This window comes from Mesorhizobium sp. M4B.F.Ca.ET.214.01.1.1, from assembly GCF_004791545.1.
In the GTDB taxonomy this organism is placed as follows: domain Bacteria; phylum Pseudomonadota; class Alphaproteobacteria; order Rhizobiales; family Rhizobiaceae; genus Mesorhizobium; species Mesorhizobium abyssinicae.
The window spans coordinates 140,681-157,831 of the sequence record NZ_SRUX01000018.1 but is presented as its reverse complement, the minus strand read 5'-3'; the positions used below and the strand labels follow the sequence as shown (position 1 = coordinate 157,831).

The 17,151-nt window shown below is 65.0% G+C and carries 20 protein-coding genes; 10 read left to right on the top strand and 10 right to left on the bottom strand.

Annotated features, from left to right (window positions below):
• Positions 1–32: 32 nt before the first annotated feature.
• Positions 33–1,349, bottom strand: coding sequence for a PRC-barrel domain-containing protein (locus EN857_RS29155; RefSeq protein WP_127392022.1), 1,317 nt, complete (start codon positions 1,347–1,349; stop codon positions 33–35).
• Positions 1,350–1,599: 250 nt separating this feature from the next.
• Between EN857_RS29155 and EN857_RS29150 the strand changes: the two genes are divergently transcribed.
• On the top strand, positions 1,600–2,520 hold the full coding sequence (locus EN857_RS29150; protein WP_127392031.1) for a diacylglycerol kinase family protein: 921 nt from the start codon (positions 1,600–1,602) through the stop codon (positions 2,518–2,520).
• Between the two features lie 29 nt (positions 2,521–2,549).
• Here EN857_RS29150 and EN857_RS34945 read toward each other — a convergent pair whose 3' ends face one another.
• Positions 2,550–2,717, bottom strand: a complete 168-nt coding sequence (locus tag EN857_RS34945) for a hypothetical protein (protein WP_187331436.1) — start codon at positions 2,715–2,717, stop codon at positions 2,550–2,552.
• Positions 2,718–2,868: 151 nt separating this feature from the next.
• Between EN857_RS34945 and EN857_RS29145 the strand changes: the two genes are divergently transcribed.
• A complete protein-coding gene (locus tag EN857_RS29145) occupies positions 2,869–4,395 on the top strand; it encodes an HWE histidine kinase domain-containing protein (protein WP_187331437.1) in 1,527 nt (508 codons plus the stop codon).
• Between the two features lie 45 nt (positions 4,396–4,440).
• On the opposite strand, the gene EN857_RS29140 is transcribed toward EN857_RS29145, so the two are convergent.
• Positions 4,441–4,896, bottom strand: coding sequence for a hypothetical protein (locus tag EN857_RS29140; RefSeq protein ID WP_127392024.1), 456 nt, complete (start codon positions 4,894–4,896; stop codon positions 4,441–4,443).
• 9 nt (positions 4,897–4,905) lie between these two features.
• On the bottom strand, positions 4,906–5,232 hold the full coding sequence (locus tag EN857_RS29135; protein WP_127392025.1) for a DUF883 family protein: 327 nt from the start codon (positions 5,230–5,232) through the stop codon (positions 4,906–4,908).
• A gap of 239 nt (positions 5,233–5,471) precedes the next feature.
• Here EN857_RS29135 and EN857_RS29130 point away from each other — a divergent pair, with 239 nt between their 5' ends.
• Positions 5,472–5,843 (top strand): response regulator, encoded by a 372-nt coding sequence (locus EN857_RS29130; protein WP_127286212.1) that lies wholly within the window; start codon positions 5,472–5,474, stop codon positions 5,841–5,843.
• Positions 5,844–5,912: 69 nt separating this feature from the next.
• Here EN857_RS29130 and EN857_RS29125 read toward each other — a convergent pair whose 3' ends face one another.
• Together EN857_RS29125 and EN857_RS29120 are read right to left on the bottom strand one after the other, a co-directional pair.
• Complete coding sequence (locus EN857_RS29125; RefSeq protein ID WP_126057999.1) at positions 5,913–6,464, bottom strand: RNA polymerase sigma factor; 552 nt, start codon at positions 6,462–6,464, stop codon at positions 5,913–5,915.
• 3 nt (positions 6,465–6,467) lie between these two features.
• Positions 6,468–6,671 (bottom strand): NepR family anti-sigma factor, encoded by a 204-nt coding sequence (locus tag EN857_RS29120; RefSeq protein WP_187331438.1) that lies wholly within the window; start codon positions 6,669–6,671, stop codon positions 6,468–6,470.
• A gap of 231 nt (positions 6,672–6,902) precedes the next feature.
• Between EN857_RS29120 and EN857_RS29115 the strand changes: the two genes are divergently transcribed.
• The 6 genes from EN857_RS29115 (at position 6,903) to EN857_RS29090 (ending at position 10,351) form a co-directional block, all read left to right on the top strand.
• Complete coding sequence (locus EN857_RS29115; RefSeq protein ID WP_135859442.1) at positions 6,903–7,697, top strand: response regulator; 795 nt, start codon at positions 6,903–6,905, stop codon at positions 7,695–7,697.
• A 197-nt stretch (positions 7,698–7,894) separates the two neighbouring features.
• Entirely contained in the window at positions 7,895–8,059 is a 165-nt protein-coding gene (locus EN857_RS29110; protein WP_127287283.1) for a DUF1328 domain-containing protein, read from the top strand.
• Between the two features lie 169 nt (positions 8,060–8,228).
• A complete protein-coding gene (locus tag EN857_RS29105) occupies positions 8,229–9,263 on the top strand; it encodes a sensor histidine kinase (protein WP_127392026.1) in 1,035 nt (344 codons plus the stop codon).
• A gap of 148 nt (positions 9,264–9,411) precedes the next feature.
• Positions 9,412–9,591, top strand: a complete 180-nt coding sequence (locus EN857_RS29100) for a hypothetical protein (RefSeq protein ID WP_127392027.1) — start codon at positions 9,412–9,414, stop codon at positions 9,589–9,591.
• A 106-nt stretch (positions 9,592–9,697) separates the two neighbouring features.
• The gene (locus EN857_RS29095; protein ID WP_127392028.1) at positions 9,698–10,027 is read left to right on the top strand and encodes a hypothetical protein; all 330 of its coding nucleotides are present in this window, start codon (positions 9,698–9,700) and stop codon (positions 10,025–10,027) included.
• Between the two features lie 81 nt (positions 10,028–10,108).
• A complete protein-coding gene (locus EN857_RS29090) occupies positions 10,109–10,351 on the top strand; it encodes a YMGG-like glycine zipper-containing protein (RefSeq protein WP_127392029.1) in 243 nt (80 codons plus the stop codon).
• Between the two features lie 100 nt (positions 10,352–10,451).
• Here EN857_RS29090 and EN857_RS29085 read toward each other — a convergent pair whose 3' ends face one another.
• The 4 genes from EN857_RS29085 to xylF all read right to left on the bottom strand — a co-directional run bounded on the left by EN857_RS29085 (position 10,452) and on the right by xylF (position 15,641).
• Positions 10,452–12,074 carry a CHASE domain-containing protein gene (locus EN857_RS29085; protein ID WP_128346113.1) on the bottom strand — a complete coding sequence of 541 codons (1,623 nt, stop codon included), beginning with the start codon at positions 12,072–12,074 and terminating at the stop codon, positions 10,452–10,454.
• Between the two features lie 228 nt (positions 12,075–12,302).
• Positions 12,303–13,100 carry an ATP-binding cassette domain-containing protein gene (locus EN857_RS29080; RefSeq protein ID WP_127391062.1) on the bottom strand — a complete coding sequence of 266 codons (798 nt, stop codon included), beginning with the start codon at positions 13,098–13,100 and terminating at the stop codon, positions 12,303–12,305.
• Positions 13,101–13,128: 28 nt separating this feature from the next.
• Positions 13,129–14,448, bottom strand: coding sequence for a sugar ABC transporter permease (locus EN857_RS29075; protein ID WP_127391063.1), 1,320 nt, complete (start codon positions 14,446–14,448; stop codon positions 13,129–13,131).
• 152 nt (positions 14,449–14,600) lie between these two features.
• The gene (gene xylF / locus EN857_RS29070; protein WP_127310418.1) at positions 14,601–15,641 is read right to left on the bottom strand and encodes a D-xylose ABC transporter substrate-binding protein; all 1,041 of its coding nucleotides are present in this window, start codon (positions 15,639–15,641) and stop codon (positions 14,601–14,603) included.
• A gap of 265 nt (positions 15,642–15,906) precedes the next feature.
• On the opposite strand from xylF, the gene EN857_RS29065 reads away from it, so the two are divergent.
• Positions 15,907–17,151, top strand: a complete 1,245-nt coding sequence (locus EN857_RS29065; protein ID WP_127282798.1) for an ROK family protein — start codon at positions 15,907–15,909, stop codon at positions 17,149–17,151.

Here is a 17,151-nt window from a genome sequence, read left to right as displayed (position 1 = left end):
CCTACTGCCTACTGCCACCCAACTCCTATTGCCTACTGCACCTTCATCCTCTGCTGGTCACGCTTCTCGGCGTAGCTGCCCTTGTCGTAGGCCGCCTGCGCTTCAAGCTGTTCCTTGGTGAAGGTGGTGTAGAGATATTTCTTGCCGTCCTTGTCGGTCATGAATTTGAGGTTGTCCATGCCGACAGCGACTTCCTTTTCGCCGATGCCGAGGAAGCCGCCGACATCGACGATCACCGCGTCCGGCTTGTTCTCGGGCGTCAGCACGACGTCACCGATCTCGCCGACCTGGACATCGTTGGCGCCGTAGACGGTCGTCCCTTTCAGGTCGTCACCCCGGATCTCGCCGACCGGCATCTCCGTCAGCGTCGACTTGTCGATCGCCGCGGTCTGCGTCGGGTCGGTGGTCTTGGCTTCAGGGGTTGCCGGCGCTGCCGGGGCCTCGGCCGTCTTTTCGGCCGGCGCCGGAGCGGTTGCGGTTGGAGCGGCGGCCTTTGGCACCTCGGCCGACGCGGTGGTTGCCGGCGCCGGATCATAGGCCTTGCGGTTGAAGTCCGGCTGCGCCTGCAGCTCTTCCTTCGTGGTCTCGGCGACCAGCCAGCGATCACCGTTCTTTTCGGCCCACTTGGCCTTGGCGAAGTCGAAGGCGACGTTCTTCTCGCCTATGCCGAGGAAGCCGCCAACACCGATGACGAGCGCCTCGGCCTTGCCGTCCTTGGTGAGCACGATGTCGTTGACGTCGCCGATGTTCTGCGCGTCGTCGGCGGTGCCGTTGTAGACGGACTCGCCGATGATGTTGGTGGCGAGGTTGCCATCTGCCTTCTTCACCGGCTCAGCCGAAGCGGCATTCATGTCGACAGGCTTCTGCGCACCGGTGCCTTCCGTCGTGGTCGCCGGCGCCTGCGCTGTCGTGTCGGTCTGGGCGGCCGGTGCCGGATCATAGGGCTTCCTGTCGAAGTCCGGCAGCGCCGTCAGGGCTTCCTTGGTGGTCTCCGCGACAAGCCAGCGGTCTCCGTTCTTCTCGACCCATTGCAGCTTGTCATAGTCGAAGGCGACGTCCTTTGCTCCTATGCCAAGGAAACCGCCCACGCCGATGATGGCGGATTTTGCCTTGCCGGTCTCGTCAAAGACGACATCGCTGACCTTGCCGATATCCTGGGCATCGTCGGCGGTGCCGTTATAGACGGATTCGCCAATGATGTTGGTGGCGAGGCTGCCTTCGGCGCGCATCACGGGAACGGCCGGCGCTTCGTTCTGCGTGGCCGGCGCGGGCGTCGTTGCGGTTTGCGCCTGGACGCCGGTTGCTATCAGCGTGGCGAGCGCGGTGGTCGCAAAAAGGGTGCGGATCATAATGCTTCCTCCTCGTGCATGATTTTCGGGCACACCGCAGGGTCGCTGGAAGAGCGGCCGCGGCGCTTCTACAGATTCACAACGTCGTGACCAGATCGTTGTTCCGAAAAAGGCGCTTCCCGCTCCGGACAAGCCCATGAAATTGCTGGCCTGGCTGTCGTGTTTCGGCGGACCCTGGAACCTTTCTCCGGGCATTCCGTTTCAGCCTGCGGCTGAGCCCTGCGGCTCGGTGAGCGAAATGGAGTGGGGCATGCGATTTGCGGCGGTGCTGAACCGGGACGGCGGCACGTTGCGGACCACCGATCTTTCCGGCTTCTGTGACCGGCTGCGCCAGACGCTGGAGGCGGCCGGCCATTCCATCGACGTCGATGTCGTTGCCGGCAAGGACATTGCGGCGGCCTTGCAGAAGGCGGTCCAGCGGCGCGGCATCGACGTCGTACTGGCCGGCGGCGGCGACGGCACCATTTCGACCGCGGCCGGCCTGCTGATGAACCGCAAGACGGCACTGGCCATCCTGCCGGCGGGCACGATGAATCTCTTCGCCCGCGGGCTCGGCGTTCCGCAGACCTTGGATGCGGCGCTGAAATCCTTTGCCGATGGCGAGGTGATAGAAGTCGATATGGCGAGCGCCAATGGCCGGCCTTTCGTGCACCAATTCTCCATCGGCCTGCACGCCAAGATGGTGCAACTTCGCGAGGGCATGGAATTTGGCTCACGCCTCGGCAAGATGCGGGCCTCGGCGCGTGCCGCCTGGGCGACGATCAAAAACCCGCCGGCCTTGAAGGCGACGCTTACCATCGGCGAGGCGGAAATCGTGACCCGAGCCACCGGCATCGGCGTCACCAACAACCTGTTCGGCGAAGGTCACCTGCCCTATGCCGACAATCCCGCCGGCGGCGTGCTCGGCATCTACATCTCGGTGGCGCGCAGGCGCGGCGAACTGGTCAGGGTCTTCTTCGACATGGCGCGCGGCAAATGGCGCGACAGCGCCCATGTCGAAATCCATCAGGCGGAGAGTGCGAGACTGAAAATCCATGCCGCGAGCAGCAAATACCGCGCCGTCATGGATGGTGAGCTGGTCAAGCTCGAACGCGAGACCGAGATCGCAATTCACCCCGGAGCGCTAAAGGTGCTGGTCCCGTCTCGCATCGCACGGGCGGAGGCGGCGTGATGCATAGCGAAACGACATCGGCGCGACCGCTAGCCCTTCGGCCCCTGTTCGGTGGTCGGAGCCTTGATCACTTCGCCGTAAATCTCCGCGACCCCCCAAGCGACGAATGCCAGAAGCAGGCCTGCGACGAGGATCTTGAGCACGTTGACGCCCCAGCGTCCCTGACGGGCTTTCTCCTCGGGGATGATCTTGGTCATGGTCGGCCTCCGTATCGTTTGGCACCGGCCGGCGCGTCTGGCAGAATATGGTCGGGTAACGGTTCCTCGCCGCGAAGGTTCCGGAGCCTGGGGCGTAGGCATTTGTCGGCGCGGCGGCCGCTGGCTGCGGGACGCTGCATTTGGGGGCTTGGTGGATAGCAGGGTTCGCAAAACGCCGGGACTGCCGGCCGACGTCCTTGGCGCCGTGAAGGCGCAGGATCGACTTGCCGTGCTTCACGGTCTGCTTGATACGGCGCCCGATCCTGATTTCGACCGCATCACAGCTCTTGCCGCCACTGTGCTCCAGGCGCCGATCGCGCTGATCACCCTGGTCGACGCCGAGCGCCAGTGGTTCAAGTCGAGCCTTGGCCTCGACGAAACCGAAACCACCGCGGGAATGCCCTTCAGCGCACATGCCATCGCCGCCGGCGACGAGCCGATGGTGGTGACCGACGCGACCCTGGACCCGCGCTTCGCCGCCAGTCCCGCAGTCAGCGGCAAGCATCGGATCCAGTTCTATGCCGGCGTGCCGATGGTCGTGGCGGGCGCCCGTATCGGCACGCTCTGCGTGCTGGACCGCAAGCCGCACGCCTTTCCGTCCGCAGACCAGCTCGGCCAGTTGAAGGCACTGGCCGAACTCGCCGCCAGCCTGTTCACGCTGAAGGACGCCACCCGCAGCGGCGCTATCGCAAAGGAGGCCCTGGCACAGGAGGAAAAGCGTCGCGCCATCGCCCTCGACGCCGCCTCGCTCGCCAGCTGGGCATGGGACATCCGCACCGACATCATCGAATGCGACGTCCTGCTGTCCGAACTTTTCGACCTGCCGCGCTCGAACCGGCTGAAGGCGCGCGACATACTGGCGGCCATCGATCCGCGCGACGTCTATCAGACCGAGACGCGCTTTCGCGACGCGCTGACCGGCAGCGACGACTATTTCGGCGAATACCGGGTGAAGGGCATCTACCCGCCGCGCTGGATCGCCACCCGCGGCCGCGTCATCGAACGTGACAGTGACGGCAAGCCGACGCTGATCTTCGGCGTCAACTACGACATTACCGAGCGCAAGCTCGGCGACGAGCGCCAGCGCCTGTTGCTGCGCGAGCTCAACCACCGCGTCAAGAACACCCTGGCCACGGTGCAGGCGCTGGCCACGCAGACCGTTCGCCACGCCCGCCAGCCGAGCGAATTCCTGGAAGCCTTCGGCGCCAGGCTGCAGGCGCTGGGCGCCGCCCACAATCTCCTGTCCGACCGGGAATGGCGCGGCATCGGCATCCACGAACTGGTGCAGATCGAAGCCAAGCCGTTCGACAGCGCCGCGCAGCCGCGCATGACGATCACCGGAGAAGACCTGCTGCTGACCCCCGACCAGGCAGTGGGACTTGGCCTGATCCTGCATGAGCTGGCGAGCAATGCCCTGCAATACGGCTCGCTGTCGGTCGCCACCGGCAGGGTCGAGCTCGGCTGGAAGACGCAAGGCAGGAAGGGTGCCCATCATCTGGTGCTGACCTGGCGTGAAACCGGCGGCCCGCAGGTGGAGCCGCCGGACCGTCACGGCTTCGGCTCGATCCTGATCCGCCGCAGCCTGGCCAAAATCATTTCCAGCGCGGTGAAGCACGAGTTCCGCCCGGAAGGCGTCTTTGCCGAAATATCGATACCGCTCGAGGACCTGCCGAAATAGCCCAGGGCACGGTGCGTCGGAGCGGATTCACGCTCGCGCTCCGTTCTAGTCCGCATCGTCGGCGTCACGATCCGGTCCGGCATTCTCGCGGTAGATGGCGTAGGCGGCGAGCGCGATCGCCGGGGCGAGAACGGCGCCGAGCCCGCCCTTTCCCTTGAGCAGGACGGGCAGGGCAGCGAGCGCGGCGGTGATGCCGAGCGCCTTCATGTCGGCACTGCGCTGTCGCGCCCGGCGCCGCGCGCGCAGGCCCGCCGACAGCCGGTAAACGATGAGGACCGATCCGGCGATCACCAGGAAGCCGACGCCGAAACCCAGCGAGGCCGCCATCGGGCCATAAAGCCCGGCGATCCAGATGTAGGCCGCGCCGATGAGAAAGCCGACGCCGCACATCGCTGCGAGCGTGACGATGATGTAGACGACCGCCGCGGTCCGCGCGCGGCCGAGGGCCGCCAAGGCCTCGCCGGAGGCGAGAGCCGAAATCAGCGATGCAAGCATTGCCATTGGGTGGGACTAGCGCCGCGCCAGAAGCGCGAACAGGAAGCCGACGCCCGCCGCGATCGCCAGCGAGGTCACCGGCTTTTCGCGCACATTGGCAACGATCTGCGCCTCGATATCCTTGGCATTCCCGCGCAACCCTTCGAAGGCGGCCTCGCCCTGAGCGCGCAGTTGTTCGACGCCCTCGGTGGCCGCCCGCCGCGCCGTTCCGTAGCCGTGCTCGCCGGTCTTGGCCAACTGCTTGGTCAGTTTTTCGATGTCGGCCTTCAGTTGCCTGATGTCGGCTTCGAGGTCCGGACTCGTCCGGCCGTCTGTCGCGTTTTTTCCTGCGGCGGTCGCCATAGCTTAACTCCTTGCGTTTGCTTGCTTTCAACGTCCAACATACGGCAAGGTTCCTCGCCAAAAAAGTGGACTTGGCGAAGCGCTCCGGCGCCGCGGCGCCCTATCCGAACCGCGCCTTCCTGTCTCATCAAAACTTCATCGGCGCTCCGACACAACTTTTTAAATGACAGCTCGCCCGATAGCGCCCATGACTGCCTCTTCAGGAAGACATTATCGCAAGGAGACTTCGCTAGGTGCCATTGCTTGACGGATTGCGGATTCTCGTCCTCGAGGACGAATTCCTGATCGCCGCCGACGTCGAACAGCTGTGCCGCGACTATGGCGCCGGCGAGGTGGTTGTTGCCGGCGACCTTGCGGAGATCGAGCCGGAGCACGTGGCCGCGCAATTCGATGCCGCCATCGTCGACCTGATGCTGAGCGGCACCTCTACCCTCGGCTTCGCCTCGCGGCTGCGCGAATCGGGCCTGCCCTTCATCTTCGCCTCCGGCCACTCCGAGGTGGACGAATTGAAGACGGCCTTTCCGGAGATCCGGCTGGTCAGCAAACCCTTCTCCGGCGAGGACCTCGTCGAAGCGGTGGCGGCGGCCTGCGGCCGCGGACCGCTCGCCTGAGCGAGCAACGCCACGGTTTTTAAGTCCGGAATTCGTCAAACAGGGATAGAGCGGTAGGCGGCCGGACAGTCAGGCGGCGTTCGACCCCGTCACTTGCGCCGAGATCGCGTCCGGGCCGTACTCGTCTTCGCCCGAGATTTTCAGGATCTCCTGCAGCCTGGCGCGGGCGCGGCTGACTCGGCTCTTGATCGTGCCCACGGCACAGCCGCAGATTTCGGCCGCCTCCTCGTAGGAAAAGCCCGACGCACCGATCAGGATGATGGCTTCGCGCTGATCCTCCGGCAACTGTTCGAGTGCGCCGCGAAAGTCCTTGAGGTCGAGTTGGCCGTGCTGGGCCGGATGGACGGCGAGCCTCGCCGTCATGATGCCGTCGCTGTCCTGCACCTCGCGGCCGCGCTTGCGCATCTGCGAGTAGAACTCGTTGCGCAGGATGGTGAACAGCCAGGCCTTGAGATTGGTGCCCGGCTGGAAGCTCTCATGCTTGTCCCAGGCCTTGACCAGCGTTTCCTGCACCAGGTCGTCGGCCTTGTCGGCGTTCTGCGTCAGCGACACGGCAAAGGCGCGCAGACTCGGGATCGAGCCGAGCAGGTCGGTCTTGAAGCTCTGCGAGACGGCCGCCATGCCTCAGTCCTTTTTCCGCGCGGGCTCGGCCTGCTCAAGCTCGCTGAGCAGTTGGGCGAAGCGGTCCGGCACGTGGTCGGAGACCAATTCATCGTAATATTGCTTGAGTTTGCGGCCGATTTCCGAGTTTGGCCCCAAGGGGTCGCCGGAAACAACCCGACGCCGTCCCGCGGCGCCGGCCGAAGTGTCTTTCGTCATGTCCTTCATTTCGCCCTTTATTTCCAGCACCCTGGCCGCCCCTAACATACAACGCAAAGCGGCCCCCTCATCTGGTTGCCCATCCCGATCTCAAACGTCGTCCCCTTATATTAGTTCCATCGCAACCGGAACTTTTTCGGCAAGCCGGCGTTTGGCTCCTCGGGGCTTGCAATCAGCTTGGCCAGCCACCTATGCAATAGCCACCTGATGCAATTGCGTCATCTGAGGGAGACGTCCAACATGAGCCTGTCCGCCACCATCACGCCGCACCTTCCGTTCCTGCGCCGCTTCTCGCGCGCGGTTTCCGGATCGCAGGAGAGCGGCGATGCGCTGGTCGCCGCGATGCTCGAAGCCATCATCGCCGATGTCGATATCTTCCCCCAGGCATCGAACGACCGCATCGCGCTGTACAAGGTTTTCGCGCGGCTCTTCACCTCGATTGCCATTCGCGTTCCGCAGGAACATGCGCAATCGGCATGGGAGCAGCGCGCGGCCGCCAATCTGAACGCGATCGCCCCTCGCCCCCGCCAGGCCTTCCTGCTGGTTGCGGTCGAAGGCTTCAGCGAAGACGAGGCGGCCGAGGTCCTGGATGCCGACGAACAGGAATTCTCCGACCTGCTCGCCCAGGCGAGCAACGAGATTTCCCGCCAGGTGGCGACCGACGTCCTGATCATCGAGGACGAGCCGCTCATCGCCATGGACATCGAGCAGATGGTCGAGAGCCTCGGCCATCGCGTCGTCGGCACCGCGCGCACCCATGCCGAGGCGGTGACGATTTTCGGCAAGACCAGGCCGAAGATGGTGCTGGCCGACATCCAGCTCGCCGACGGCAGCTCAGGCATCGAGGCCGTGAACGAGATCCTATCCTCGACGCCGGTGCCGGTGATCTTCATCACCGCTTTTCCGGAGCGTCTGCTGACCGGCGAGCGGCCGGAACCGGCCTTCCTGGTCACCAAACCGTTCAACCCGGACATGGTCAAGGCGCTGATCAGCCAGGCGCTGTTCTTCGATCGGCAGGCCAAGGCCGCGGCGTAATCCAGGAGCGCCGCGCGCGCCTGGGCCATCCGCCATTCCACTTGAGAATGAAGCTTTCGGCGCGTCTGCGACGGGCGTCGCCGAGAGGCTTGGGAATTCGCGTCTCACCCCCCTTCCAGGGATCGTCTTTTTCGGCAAAGGGTGGAACAAACGCCAACCACCCACGTTTTTACCGCAGCATAGGAAGGAGACGGATCATGCTTTACTGGGCGCTCGTTTTTCTCGTCGTGGCGATCATCGCCGGTGCGCTTGGTTTCGGCGGCATCGCCGGCACCTCCGCCGGCATCGCGCAGATACTATTCTTCATCTTCCTCGCGTTCCTGATCATCTCGCTGGTCGCCGGACTGTTCAGACGGGCGTGACGGCGAGGCTCGACCGAACACTGGAAGCCGCACCCCTCAAACGGTTTCCAGCCACCGCCGGGCGGTATCCTCCAACGAGATGCCGCTCGGCGGACCGCATCTGGATCCTCATTTTCGGGAACCCATTTTGCAGTAAGCCGTTCAGCTTGAGCTCGGTGGCAAGCGATCGATGCGTTCCAAGGCCTCAAACATGAGCGACAGCAGACAGGGCGAAGAGGTCATCGCCCTGCATCCGGCCGAAAGCGGAATGCAGCTTGGCCGGGCGCTGCTTCACGCGCTGCACAATGCCGGCATTTCCGTTCTCTATCAGGACCGCGAGATGAAGACGGTCTGGGCGCGCAACATGCGCGCGCCGTGGGCCACCGACACGGCCGACAGCAACGGCATACTGCCGCCCGCCCAGGCCGAGCGCATCGGCGCCGCCAAACGCGGCGTCATCGCCTCCGGCAAGCCGGAGCGGCTCGAGCTTGGCGTGCCGGGCGAAGACGGCGTGCGCTGGTTCCAGGTCTGGATCGACGCCGACCACGGCGAGGGCGGCGAAGTGCAGGGCATCGTCACCACCATGGTCGAGACCACCGAGCAGAGGCGACGCGAGCAAACGCTGAAGACGCTGCTGCGCGAGGTCAGCCACCGCTCGAAGAACCTGCTCGCCATCATCCAGAGCATCGCCACCCAAACCGGCCGCTATTCCGGTGCATCGGGTGATTTTCTGCCGCGCTTTCGCGGCCGGCTGCAGTCGCTGGCCTCCTCGCAGGATCTGGTCACCTCCTCCAATTGGCGGGGCGCAGCCCTTCACGAGCTCGTCTCCGGCCAGGTTGGCCGCTACGCCGCCGACCCGGAGCGCAGCCTGCGCCTCGAGGGCGAGAACCCCTATCTCAATCCCAACGCCGCCCTGCATATCGGCCTGGCCATGCATGAGCTTGCCGTCAATTCAGTGAGCTATGGCGCCCTGTCGCGGCCGGACGGGCGCGTCGAGTTGACCGCGAGGCTGACGACCGACGCCGGCGGCGAGCCGGCCTTGTCGCTGACATGGTGCGAAGCCATCGGCGCCCGCGACGTCAGTAGCAGCGAGAAGCGTTTCGGCAGCGTCGCCCTGGAACGTGTCGTGCCGGCATCGCTCAACGGCACGGCGACGCTCGAAATCATCGGCGATCGCCTCGAATATCGCCTCGTCATCCCCAAGGGCAATTTTGCCACGGACTGACTTGCTCGGCGCCGCGCCACGGGCGCGCCGGCAAGACCCTTAACCGGCTGTTCACCATAAAGTCCGATGCTGTTCTTCCCAGATGGCGCTGCAACTTGCCAGGGCCTGAGGCCCTCGCCGGTTGCAGCGCGACAGGGAGGGTGGGTCCGTGACGGTTGCCGACATGAACAGGCTGGAGCAGGCCGCTCGCGTCTCGATGAGCGGGTTCCAGGATGCCGAAGCTCCGGCCTCGGCCTCATCCAGCGTCTCCCATCCCCTGCTTCGCCTGGCCGCTGCCGTCATCCTGCTCGCGGCCATCGCGCTGACGCTGGCGATGCAGTTCAGCTGACGTCCCGCCATCTGCTCGCTCCCGCCCGCCAATTATTCGAGGGCGACACCGCTGCCGCAGGAACTTTGCCGGTTTTGCTCCGTTCTTGTGCGAGAGGAATCTCGCCATGGAACATATTGCTGCCTTGCTGCTGGTCATCGGCTGCTCCAACTCCATGACCGAATGCCGTGAATTGTCGGTGCCTGTCAGCGTCTTCGAGACCGCCGAGCAATGCACCGCCGAACGGCCCTTCGCCTTGACCGACGTTCGGGGCCAGGCTCCCCACGTCGTTGCCAAATGCCTCGCCGTCGACCCGGCATTGGAGGACGACTACGACCAGATCGTCTGGAACGTGCGTCCGGACGGCACACTCGACGCGTCCCTGCAGGTCTCCGGCCTCGTCCTGGCCTCCAACGACAGTGCGCGGCCCGAAAAAACCTATCTTGGTCAACAATAAAATCGAGCGGGCAAAGGCCGTTGTTTCATGTTAAATGGCGGTTGTAGCCTCCTAAAGTGAGGACAAAGGAGAGGTGACTCTATGCGGAAGATGATTATTGCCATGGTTGCGGTTGTCGCGGTCAGCGGCTGCAGCACGACCGAGCGGGACGTTGGCGTTGGCGCCGGCGTCGGCGCCGTCGCCGGTGGCCTGATTGGCGGCACCAAGGGCGCGCTCATCGGTGCGGCCGTCGGCGCGGGCTCGGGTCTGCTGGTTCGCAACCTGCGCAATGGCTATTGCCAGTATCGCGACAATCGCGGCCGTCTCTACACGGCTCGCTGCTGATCGCTTCGGACCAGGCGCAATAGGAACGGAGGCCGGCTCGTCCGGTCTCCGTTTGTTTGTGCCGCCTGCACTTGAAGGTTCCTGGTGAGGGGAGCGCCTTTCAGGTCGCCAGCGGGATTCTGATCTCCACCTTCAGCCCCTCGGCGAGAAACTCGCGCTTGATCGTGCCACGCAATTCGCGCGTCACGTTGAGATCTATGAGCTTGGTGCCGAAGCCGGTCTTGGCCGGGGCTTCGAGCTGCTTCTGTCCGGCTTCACGCCAGTTGAGCACCAGCAGCCTGTCGCGGCCGCGCCCCTGCAGCGACCAGTCGACCTTGAGCGCCCCCACGGAATTGCCGGCCTCGCCATATTTCAACGCGTTCGTCGCCAGCTCATGGAAAGTCAGGCCGAGTGCCTGGGTCGTCGTCTCGTCGAGCAGCACCTCCGGTCCGGACAATATGCCAGCGGGAAGCTCCTTGCCGAACACCTGGCCGAGCTCGATGCGCAGCAGATCGCCGAGATCGGCCTTCTGCCAGCGCGAGCGGGTCAGCATGTCCTGCGACGCCGCCATCGCCTGCAGCCGCGCCGCGAAGGACGACGAGAACTCCTTCACGTCGGTGGCGTGCGAAGCCGTCTGGCGCGCGATCGCCAGCACCCTGGTGATCGAGTTCTTGATGCGATGCTTCATCTCCTGCAGCATCAGCTCCTTCTCGAGCAGGCTCTTTTCCGTCGTCTCGTGCAGCAGCGATACCGCGTCATAGGCACGCTCCTGATAGCGCGCCACCAGCGCTATGGCGCCGGCGAGCAACAGTCCGAACAGGCCGAGCATCACCGGAATGGCGCGCGAGGACGGCAGCGAGAAAGCGCTTGTCGGCCGAAACAGCACCGTCCAGGGACGACCGGCGACGACGAGCTTGCGGCTCACCAGCAGCCTCTCGCCGAGGGTCTCGGACGGCGGCGTCTCCGACCGGAACAGAAGATTGCCGGCGTCCACCTTGCCGTCATAGATCTCGGTGTTGACCGGCAGCAGCGGGGCGCGGCTGAGCGCAGTCTGGAACAGGTCCCGGGCGCGGAAGGCCGCATAGAGGAATCCCGCCGTCGACGACCGGCTGGCGTTGATGACCTCGGGCGCGGTTTCGACATTGAGCCGCACGAAGACCAGGAACCCAGGGAAGGTCTGGGTAGCGCCCGTCCCCTGGCCGAGCTGGATCAGGCCGCTTGCATGCTGCTGGTCGTCGGCCATCGCCTTTTCGATCGCCACCCGCCGCGCCGGCTCGGTGAACATGTCGTAGCCGATGCTGGCCTGGTTGGACGGAGCTATCGGTTCGAACATCACGATCGGCGTGCGCCAGGGTTGCGTCGTCGCGGGGTAGACCTGATGCGCGACGCCATGGTCGCGCAGGATATCGCGCTCGACCGCCGCCTCGTCGCCGGCCTTGGCCAGCCGCAGGAAGCCGATGCCGCGCAGCCCGGCGAAATTGTTGTCGACATCGAGCGCGTTGAAGAACGCCTTGAATTCATTGCGTGAAATGTCGCCGTTGCGGGCGTCGAACAGCGCCTGGGTCGAGCGCAGGAGCGAAAGGTGGAGATCGATGCGGCTCTCGATCCGGTTGAGCGCGTCGTCCGCGGTCGCGTCGAACTTGATCCGCGCCGCTTCCTGCGTGGCGAAATAGGCGAACCCCGCCATCGTCAGGCTGATCAGCGCGACGGCGATGAAGGCGAGGATCGGGAAGAACTTTTTCAACTGAGGAAGTGGCCCCTGAACGGTTGGGCACCTTTATGAGCAAGTCCCCGCGGCAACACAATGGCACGGCCAAATCATCATGACGCCTGGCACATCACGTATCGGACATTAGAGCAATTCCAGGAAAAGCGGGAACCGGTTTTCCGTCCGGAATTGAGTGAAAACAAAGAGATAGAGCGGTTCTGCGTTTCCGTGAAACGTTGAACCGCTCTGGCCGGCTTCCAATCCTCAGGCGGCGATCTTCAGCGCCCCCGGTCCGGGAATGGCGCCGGGCGGACATTTGCCAAGGATGATCATGCCGAGCACCTCGTCCTGGGTGACGTCGCTGGTGCGCGCGGTGCCGACCACCTGCCCGTTCTTCATCACGCAGACCCGGTCGGCAAGCTCGAACACGTCGTGGATGTCGTGGCTGATCAGGAAGATGCCGATGCCCTCGGCCTTGAGCTGCTTGACCAGCTCGCCGACCTGCGCCGTCTCCTGCGGCCCGAGCGCGGCCGTCGGCTCGTCCATGATCAGGATGCGGGCGTTGAACAGGATGGCGCGCGCGATCGCCACCGACTGCCGCTGGCCGCCGGAGAGCTTGATCACCGGCTCTTTGAAACGCTGGAAGCGCGGATTGAGCCGGCCCATCACCTTGCGCGCCTCGGCCTCCATGGCGACATCGTCGAGCGTGCCCCAGCCGGTCATCAGCTCGCGGCCGAGGAAGAGATTGGCGGCGGCGTCGACATTGTCGGCGAGCGCCAGCGTCTGGTAGATCGTCTCGATGCCGTATTTCTTGGCGTCGCGCGGATTGGAGATGTGCGCCTCCTCGCCGTTGACGAAGATCTGGCCGGCGTCGCGCTTGTAGGCGCCGGACAGGATCTTGATCAGCGTCGACTTGCCGGCGCCGTTGTGGCCGAGCAGCGCCACCACCTCGCCTGGAAAGAGATCGATCGAGGCATCGTCGACGGCGCGAATGCCGCCGAAGGCGATCGAGATGTTGCGCATGTCGATCAGCGGCGTGCCGGTGGGAGCTGTCTTTTCCATGGTCGCGTCTCCTCCCTGAAGTTCTTGCTCAGACTCGCTTGCGGTAGACGGTATCGAGCCAGACGGCGACGACCAGAACCGCGCCGACGACAATGCTCTGCAGCGGCGAGTCGATGCCGAGCAGCACCATGCCTGACTGCAGCGACTGCATCAGAAGCGCGCCGAGCATGGCCCCCAGCACGGTTCCCGAGCCGCCGGCGAGCGACGTGCCGCCGATGACGGCGGCGGCGATGACCAGGAGCTCGTCCAGCGTGCCCAGCGCGTTGGTCGCGGCGTTGAGGCGCGCCGACGAGATGGCGGCGCTGATCGAGGCCAGCACGCCCATGATCATGAACACCTTCATCGTCACCCAGCGCGTGTTGATGCCGGCGAGCGAGGCCGCCTCCGGATTGCCGCCGATGGCGAACACATAGCGGCCGAAGCGGGTTCGCCGGGTGATGAAGGTCATGACGATGCCGACCGCGACCGCCATCAGCACCGGTATGGCGATGCCGTGGGCGATGAACAGACCGCCTTCGGGAATGGTGATGCCGTTCTGCTGGGCGTACTGGCGCACGATGCCGACCGGCCACGGATAGGAATTGGCGACCGAGACCGCGCCGAGGATGGCGGCGCAGGCGACGACGCCGAGGAAGACTTCCGCCCATACCGGACGCAGCGGGAAATTGAACCGCTTGCGCTGCGAGCGGCCGTTGAGCAGCGCGAAGGCGACCGCCGCGCAGGCGACGACGCCAACGACCCAGCTCGCCGTGGCCCCGATCGAGCCGCGCGGTCCGCCACCCATCAACTGGAAGGTGGCGTCGAGCGGCGCGACCGTGCGGCCGCTGGTGATCATCCAGGCCATGCCGCGCCAGACCAGCAGGCCGCCCAGCGTGACGATGAAAGCCGGCACCTCCATATAGGCGATGATGAAGCCCTGGAAGGCGCCGATCGCCAGGCCAAGCACCACGCCGGCAGCGAGCGCGATGATCCACAGCCAGGGATTTCCGAGCTCGAGACCGATGACCCGGATCAGGAATTCGGCCTGCGCCACGCCCATGATCATGCCGACCACGCCTTCGACGGAGCCGACGGAAAGATCGATATTGCGCATGACGATGACCAGCACCATCCCGGTCGCCATGATGGCTACCGAGGACGTCTGCACCGACAGGTTCCACAGGTTGCGCGGCGTCAGGAAAAGCCCGCCCGACAGGACGTGGATGCCGATCCAGATGACCAGCAGCGCGCCGACCATGCCGAGCATGCGCGTGTCGAGTTCGGTTGCCTTGAGGAAGCGGCCGGCGGCGCTGAGTTCGGCTGCGCGTGCCCGGTCCGCGGCGACCGTGCTTGAGGTCGTATCGGTCATGATTTCCTCCCACCGGTTTGCCGTCTGGCGCGGTTGCCGGAACATGATTCTATTGGCTTTCCCGGCTCACTTGAAGCCGGCAGCCCGTTGCGAAACGTAAGCTTGATGGACGCCGCGGCTCATGGGCCGCGGCGCCTGGTCTTCAAACTGCCTCAGTTGCAGGCAGCGACGGCGCCCGCGGCAACGCCGGCGCAGACTTCGTCCTTCTTGATCCAGCCCGCGTCGATGACGACGTTGAGGTTGTCCTTGGTGATCGCGACCGGCGTCAGGAACAGCGACTTGACGGTGTTGCCGCCCGGCGTGGTGAAGTCCTTTACGCCGGCAATGTCGGTCATCTTCTTGCCGTCGGCGAGAGCCGAGGCGATCTCGGCGGCGTTCTTGCCGAGTTCGCGCGCGTCCTTCCACACCGACACGGTCTGGGTGCCGAGCGCGATGCGGTTCAGCGCGGCGTGGTCGCCGTCCTGGCCCGACACCGGAACGGTCCCGGCGAGGCCCTGCGCCGTCAGCGCGGCGACGACGCCGCCGGCGGTGCCGTCATTGGCCGCCACCACCGCATCGACCTTGTTGTCGTTGGCGGTCAGGAACTGCTCCATGTTCTTCTGCGCGTTGGCGGGCAGCCAGCCGTCGGTATAGGCCTCGCCGACATTCTTGATCTTGCCGCCGTCGATGGCTTCCTTCAGCACTTCCATCGAGCCGGCGAACAGGAAATCGGCGTTCGGATCGGCGCCCGAGCCCTTGATGAAGACATAGTTGCCTTCCGGCTTGACCTTGAACACTTCGCGGGCCTGCATGCGGCCGACTTCCTTGTTGTCGAAGGTCAGGTAGAAGACGTCCTTGTTCTCGATCAGCCGGTCGTAGCCGACGACCGGAATGCCTTCGTCCAGCGCCTTTTGCACCGCCGGCCCGACGGCCGAAGCGTCCTGCGCCAGCACGATCAGGGCATTGGCGCCCTGCGAGATCAGGCTTTCGACGTCGGTCAGCTGCTTGCCCGGATTGGACTGCGCGTCGGCGGAAATATACTTGTCGCCGGCCGCCTCGATGGCCTTCTTCATCGCCGCTTCATCGGTCTTCCAGCGCTCTTCCTGGAAGTTCGACCAGGAAACGCCGATCACCTTGTCCTTCGCCTCGGCGACCGACGCGAGCGTCAACGACAAGGCGACACCCGCCAGCATGGCGGTTGCGAATTTCTTCATTATATCCTCCCTGCGCCATTGCGGCGCGACCCAGACTGGCCCTGAGGCCGGCATAGAGGCTTTTTTTCGAGCCTCGAAAAAAATATGATCCAACGCCGGAGCGCTGTCAACAACGATTCTGATCGATTCTGAGGCCTCGGCGAATTTTTTTCGAGCTCCGGAATAAATAAATGACAGGCTGGCCCGCTTCTGCCACTATTCATACGGTGTCGCCGACGGCCTTCGAAATCAAAAACGGCCGCGACGACCGGGAGGAAGGCAAAGCATGTCGGTTGGAATCCGCCACGACGATCTGCGCCGACGCAACCGGGCGATGGTTATTTCGGCCGTGCGCCGCGCCGGCCAGCCGTCGCGGACCGAGATCGCCGCCACCACCGGCCTCAGCCATTCGACCATCTCGGCGATCTCGTCCGACCTGATCCAGGAAGGCATCCTGACCGAGAGCAAGCCAAACGAGGCTGTTTCGCTGAAGCGCGGCCGTCCGCAGGTCGGGCTTGCCCTCAATCCGGAAGCCACGGCGGTGATGACGGTGGTCCTGTCGCTGAACTTCCTTTCCGTCGCCGTCATCGACTATGCCGGGCAGGTCATTGCCGAGGAGCAGCGCCGCCTCGACACGGCGATCATGCCGCGCGACGAGCTGATCGGCGAATGCGTGGCCATCGTCCGGCGCCGTTTCGAGGATCCCGACCTCGACGTCCGCGGCGTCGCCCGCATCGCCATGGGCATCCAGGGCATCACCGACACCCATGCCCGCGCCATGTTGTGGTCGCCGATCACGCCGCAGACCGACATCGCCTTCGCCGACATTCTGGAAGCCGAATTTGGCGTTCCGGCCACGATGGAGAATGACTGCAACATGATGGCGGTGGCCTTGCAGTGGCGCGATCCCGAGCGGTACCGCGACGACTTCATTGCCATCCTGCTCTCGCACGGCATCGGCATGGGGCTGGTGCTGAAGGGAGAGCTGTTCACCGGCACCCATTCCTCCGGCGGCGAATTCGGCCACATGATCCACCGGCCGGGCGGCGCGCTCTGCCGCTGCGGCCGGCGCGGCTGCGTCGAGGCCTATGCCGGCAACTATGCGATCTGGCGCAATGCCAAGCAGATGGGCGAGGACGCCGAGCCGGTCGATGTCAGCGACGCCGACATGCGCTCGCTCGCCGCCAGGGCGCGCGCCGGCGACGGCCCGGAGCGCCAGGCCTACCGCAAGGCCGGCGAGGCGCTCGGCTTCGGCCTCGGCAGCCTGTTCGCGCTGATCGATCCAGCTCCCGTCGCCATGGTCGGCGTCAGCGCCGCCGCCTTCGATCTGATCGAGCCGGCGCTGCGCGAGGCGATCGCCCAGACCGCCGGCGGCCAGCATTCGAAGTCGATCTCCTTCGACACCGAGCCGAACGAATTGCCGCTCATCCGCGAAGGCTGCGCCATGCGCGCACTGACCTTCGTCGACCAGGAGATTTTCGCGCCGGGCGTGCAGGTGAAAGGCGGCGCCACCGGGAAGAACGTGGCCTGA

Coding starts and splice junctions, on each gene's coding strand:
- EN857_RS29155 (WP_127392022.1), bottom strand. CDS start 1,349: ATGATCCGCACCCTTTTTGCGACCACCGCGCTCGCCACGCTGATAGCA.
- EN857_RS29150 (WP_127392031.1), top strand. CDS start 1,600: ATGCGATTTGCGGCGGTGCTGAACCGGGACGGCGGCACGTTGCGGACC.
- EN857_RS34945 (WP_187331436.1), bottom strand. CDS start 2,717: ATGACCAAGATCATCCCCGAGGAGAAAGCCCGTCAGGGACGCTGGGGC.
- EN857_RS29140 (WP_127392024.1), bottom strand. CDS start 4,896: ATGGCAATGCTTGCATCGCTGATTTCGGCTCTCGCCTCCGGCGAGGCC.
- EN857_RS29135 (WP_127392025.1), bottom strand. CDS start 5,232: ATGGCGACCGCCGCAGGAAAAAACGCGACAGACGGCCGGACGAGTCCG.
- EN857_RS29125 (WP_126057999.1), bottom strand. CDS start 6,464: ATGGCGGCCGTCTCGCAGAGCTTCAAGACCGACCTGCTCGGCTCGATC.
- EN857_RS29120 (WP_187331438.1), bottom strand. CDS start 6,671: ATGAAGGACATGACGAAAGACACTTCGGCCGGCGCCGCGGGACGGCGT.
- EN857_RS29115 (WP_135859442.1), top strand. CDS start 6,903: ATGAGCCTGTCCGCCACCATCACGCCGCACCTTCCGTTCCTGCGCCGC.
- EN857_RS29110 (WP_127287283.1), top strand. CDS start 7,895: ATGCTTTACTGGGCGCTCGTTTTTCTCGTCGTGGCGATCATCGCCGGT.
- EN857_RS29105 (WP_127392026.1), top strand. CDS start 8,229: ATGCGTTCCAAGGCCTCAAACATGAGCGACAGCAGACAGGGCGAAGAG.
- EN857_RS29095 (WP_127392028.1), top strand. CDS start 9,698: ATGGAACATATTGCTGCCTTGCTGCTGGTCATCGGCTGCTCCAACTCC.
- EN857_RS29090 (WP_127392029.1), top strand. CDS start 10,109: ATGCGGAAGATGATTATTGCCATGGTTGCGGTTGTCGCGGTCAGCGGC.
- EN857_RS29080 (WP_127391062.1), bottom strand. CDS start 13,100: ATGGAAAAGACAGCTCCCACCGGCACGCCGCTGATCGACATGCGCAAC.
- EN857_RS29075 (WP_127391063.1), bottom strand. CDS start 14,448: ATGACCGATACGACCTCAAGCACGGTCGCCGCGGACCGGGCACGCGCA.
- xylF (WP_127310418.1), bottom strand. CDS start 15,641: ATGAAGAAATTCGCAACCGCCATGCTGGCGGGTGTCGCCTTGTCGTTG.
- EN857_RS29065 (WP_127282798.1), top strand. CDS start 15,907: ATGTCGGTTGGAATCCGCCACGACGATCTGCGCCGACGCAACCGGGCG.